The following is a 3,353-nucleotide window of genomic DNA, read 5'->3' on the forward strand; positions in this document are numbered from 1 at the left end:
CGATCATCGCCGAACACCGCGAGGCATTCCCCGAAGCGATGAAGTGCCTGGAGCGCGATCTGGAGGAGTGCCTCACGGCGTTGAAGTTCCCGTTCCTGCACCGCCGCCAAATCCGCGCGACGAACCTTCTCGAGCGGCTTTTCGGTGAGGGCAAACGGCGGACAAAGGTCATTCCACGCTTCTCATCCGAAGCCGGCGGGTTGTCGCTCATGTTTGCGGTCCTCGTCGATGCTTCCGAGGGGTGGCGCGGCGTGAGGATCAAGCCATACATCGAAGCACGTCTGAAGCAAATGGCGGTGGACCCGGACTCCGCCTGGGAGGATCCTGACCCGGCAAAACTGGTCGCGTAGGAGACCATTCGTGGAGATTATGTCCTGTCAGCTTTTACAGGAAAATCCGGACTTGACCAAAGGTGAACCGTGATTGCAGGAACGACATACATTAGAAGAAGGCACGCCGCCGTCCGCACAACGGACTTCGTGTTCAACCAGTTGATCCCTTACATCGGCAACAAGCGCAAGTTGCTTGACCTTATTGTCGAAGCACTGAAGCACACGACGAGGGGACAGGCCCCCGTCTTCCTGGACATGTTTGCGGGCAGCGGCGTGGTCGCGCGGCTGGCAAAGACCCTCGGCTGCCGAGTCATTGCAAACGACTGGGAACCCTATAGTCGGGTCATAAACAGCTGCTACATTGGCTGCAATCAGGCGCCTGCTTTCGCTGCGCTCGGAGGTTACGAGGCGGCAGTTGAGGCCCTCAACGCGCTTCCGGGGAAGGTCGATTGGATCACGAACCACCTTTGTCCGCGATATGACACCCACTACGACATAGAAGTGGACTGGATGTTCTACATGCGGAAGAACGGGATGCGGATTGACGCCATTCGGATGCGGCTTCTTGATTGGCGGAAGTCCGGCGCTATTGACCAGCGCGAGGAGGATTGCCTTCTCGCGCCGCTTCTCTATCAGACCTGCTACACCAGCAACACAAGCGGAGTGTTCAAGGGGTTTCACAACGGGTGGGGAGGACAGACTGGAACAGCGTTGTATCGGATTGCGGGTGACCTCTCGCTTTCGCCGGCAGTATTCTTTGACAACGCCATGGAAAACGATGTCCTTTGCGACGATGCGCAGAAGGTGGCCGTCACCCTGCAGGACAAGGAGATAGACGTTGCCTACCTCGATCCGCCCTACAATCAGCACCCCTACGGGAGCAACTACCACGTCCTGAATACCGTCGCGCTTTGGGATCATCCAGAACTGAGTCCGACCATCACACCCGGGACGAAGTCGGCCATACGCTTGGATTGGCGAACCGAGCGCAGAAGCGCATACAATTACGCCGATGAGGCCCCGAGAGCCTACCGGAAACTGATCGAAACACTCAACGCCCGGTTCATTTTGACCAGCTACAGCACCGACGGCACGATCCCCCTTGAGGCCATGCTGGCCGCAAACATCGGGCGCGGCCATGTCAGAATCGAAATGCGCGGCTACAAGCGATACCGCGTCAGTTCTCAAAGGTTCTCCGAGAAACCGATGAACGTCGAGTTTGTGATCGTGCTAGATACGCACCGGGAATCCGACGTTTCGGTTGACGAGTTGCGGAACGCCGTTCAGTCAAAGGAAGAAACCGTCCTGAACGAGCATCCGGAGTATGTGATTGAGAAGCAGGCACAACTGATGTTGTTTGAAGGAGCGAGGGAACCCTATGGCGCGCAAACACCAGCTCCGTGAGCAACGGGCCGGAACAGTCATCAATGTCACGTCCAAGAAACAGGAATCGGACGTCGTTCAGGCTCTGTTTCGGGTTGTCGAGTCCCTGACGAAGGAGTTCGGGCGGAAGATTTCTCTGGTGCATGGGAAGCAGTGACGCCTCAAAGACATTGTGGCGGAACTCCGCCACACCTATCCCGATGTGAAGTTCCACTACCACTTCGACAGCAGTTCCATCCGACCCGACGGCGGCATCCTGTACATCCAAGGAAAACCGGGCGACAAACTCTCGTATCCCATCCTGATTGCCGAGGTGAAGAACCAAGGCACAAACGACCTGCGCGCACAGGAAGGACTACCACAGCAGGCGAAGGGCAACGCCATCGAACGACTGGGGAAGAATCTCATCGGACTTCGCACTGCGCTGATGCGCGAGTCCATCTTCCCTTTCGTCTGTTTCGGCTACGGGTGTGACTTCAACCCGGATTCATCGATTCTGGATCGCGTGAGCACAATGGCCATGTTCGGGAAGTTGAACAAGACTTATCTCCACAATGAGGAGGGAGGCAAGTTCAACCGGGGGAGTTTCTACTTTCGGCTCGAGAAATGGACAGTTGATGAAATGGTCACGGTCATGCGCGACATTGCCCGCCGGTCGGTCCTCTACTACTTCTCGAAGCACAGGGAAGCCCATTTCCGGGAATCGGAATGAAGACCGACGCAGCACAGTACGTTGTATGTGTGCGGAACGAGGGCTACACCGCCTCCCTCGAACTGAGGAAGATCTACGAGGTGATCCCCGATCCCGATGCCGAAGTGCACGGGATGCTCAGACTGGTGGACGAATCCGGGGAGGACTATCTCTACCCCCGCGACTTCTTCCTCCCCATCGAGCTTCCGATGACTGTGTCCAAAGCGTTTGCCTTGGCTTCCTGAAAAACGGAAGGCAGAACAGACATCTGGACACGTACGCTGAAAGGCCGCCGCAGATGGCGGCCTTTCAGCGCCCCTCAGGTGTGCCCTTCTACGGGAAGAGAAGTTGATAAACGACCCTGCCAGTGGTGCTCTTCGATCATGAGAAGGACCGTGCAGCAGATCCGCGGCAAGTTGACGGGGCTTTCTGCCAGCGAACGCGCGGGCCTGGAACACGACGTGATTCTGAGCCTCGACGATGCCGATGACTTCGACCTTGACGCCGAAGAGGACCAGGAAATCCGGCGACGGGTTCCGAAGGAGCATTGAGCCTAAAAAGAGCAGTTGCCTTGTTCATCCGAGAAGTCTCAGCACCATCTGCTGATCCTCGGCAACGGGGTGAAGCGCTTTTCCCCGGAGCCATTTGATGAAAGCTGCCGATAGAATGAGGGCCCAGATCGCCTCGATGCTCAACTGCTCCGCGGTTTGCGCCAAACGGTTGAGGAACCCGCCGATGCGAGTGAGAACCAAGCGGATCTGCTCGGAAAGCGCGTGGGTGGAAGTCAGCCGGATGATCTTGCGCCGGGCAGTCGTGACCAGGCGACCGACGGCATAGAGCAGCAGAGGCCGGGAGGTGGCTGCCTCCAGATGCTGGTCGGGATGGGCAAGACGGGTAAAGATGTTCCACCAGTTGTAGACCAAGGCGATCAGTCGCGCCATGAGGCG

At 57.5% G+C, this 3,353-nt stretch carries 7 protein-coding genes; 6 read left to right on the forward strand and 1 reads right to left on the reverse strand.

The genetic code is table 11. From position 1 onward, the window contains the following. From QME66_13015 to QME66_13040, 6 genes are all read left to right on the forward strand, one after another. A partial coding sequence (locus QME66_13015; protein MDI6809871.1) for a transposase occupies window positions 1-350 on the forward strand: 350 nt, incomplete at its 5' end. Window positions 351-419: 69 nt separating this feature from the next. Then, window positions 420-1,736: a DNA adenine methylase gene (locus QME66_13020; protein ID MDI6809872.1), complete on the forward strand. Its 1,317-nt coding sequence runs from the start codon at window positions 420-422 to the stop codon at window positions 1,734-1,736. Next, window positions 1,711-1,872, forward strand: coding sequence for a hypothetical protein (locus QME66_13025; protein ID MDI6809873.1), 162 nt, complete (start codon window positions 1,711-1,713; stop codon window positions 1,870-1,872). The genes QME66_13020 and QME66_13025 overlap by 26 nt, the downstream gene beginning before the upstream one ends. Window positions 1,873-1,887: 15 nt before the next feature. Beyond that, complete coding sequence (locus QME66_13030; protein MDI6809874.1) at window positions 1,888-2,427, forward strand: EcoRI family type II restriction endonuclease; 540 nt, start codon at window positions 1,888-1,890, stop codon at window positions 2,425-2,427. Beyond that, window positions 2,424-2,651, forward strand: a complete 228-nt coding sequence (locus tag QME66_13035) for a hypothetical protein (GenBank protein MDI6809875.1) — start codon at window positions 2,424-2,426, stop codon at window positions 2,649-2,651. Before QME66_13030 ends, QME66_13035 begins: the two co-directional genes overlap by 4 nt. Before the next feature lie 150 nt (window positions 2,652-2,801). Continuing rightward, on the forward strand, window positions 2,802-2,957 hold the full coding sequence (locus tag QME66_13040) for a hypothetical protein (protein ID MDI6809876.1): 156 nt from the start codon (window positions 2,802-2,804) through the stop codon (window positions 2,955-2,957). A gap of 24 nt (window positions 2,958-2,981) precedes the next feature. Here QME66_13040 and QME66_13045 read toward each other — a convergent pair. Then, window positions 2,982-3,353: hypothetical protein (locus QME66_13045; protein ID MDI6809877.1), on the reverse strand; the 372-nt coding region annotated here is incomplete at its 5' end.

The organism is Candidatus Eisenbacteria bacterium, assembly GCA_030017955.1.
In the GTDB taxonomy this organism is placed as follows: Bacteria; Eisenbacteria; RBG-16-71-46; order JASEGR01; family JASEGR01; genus JASEGR01.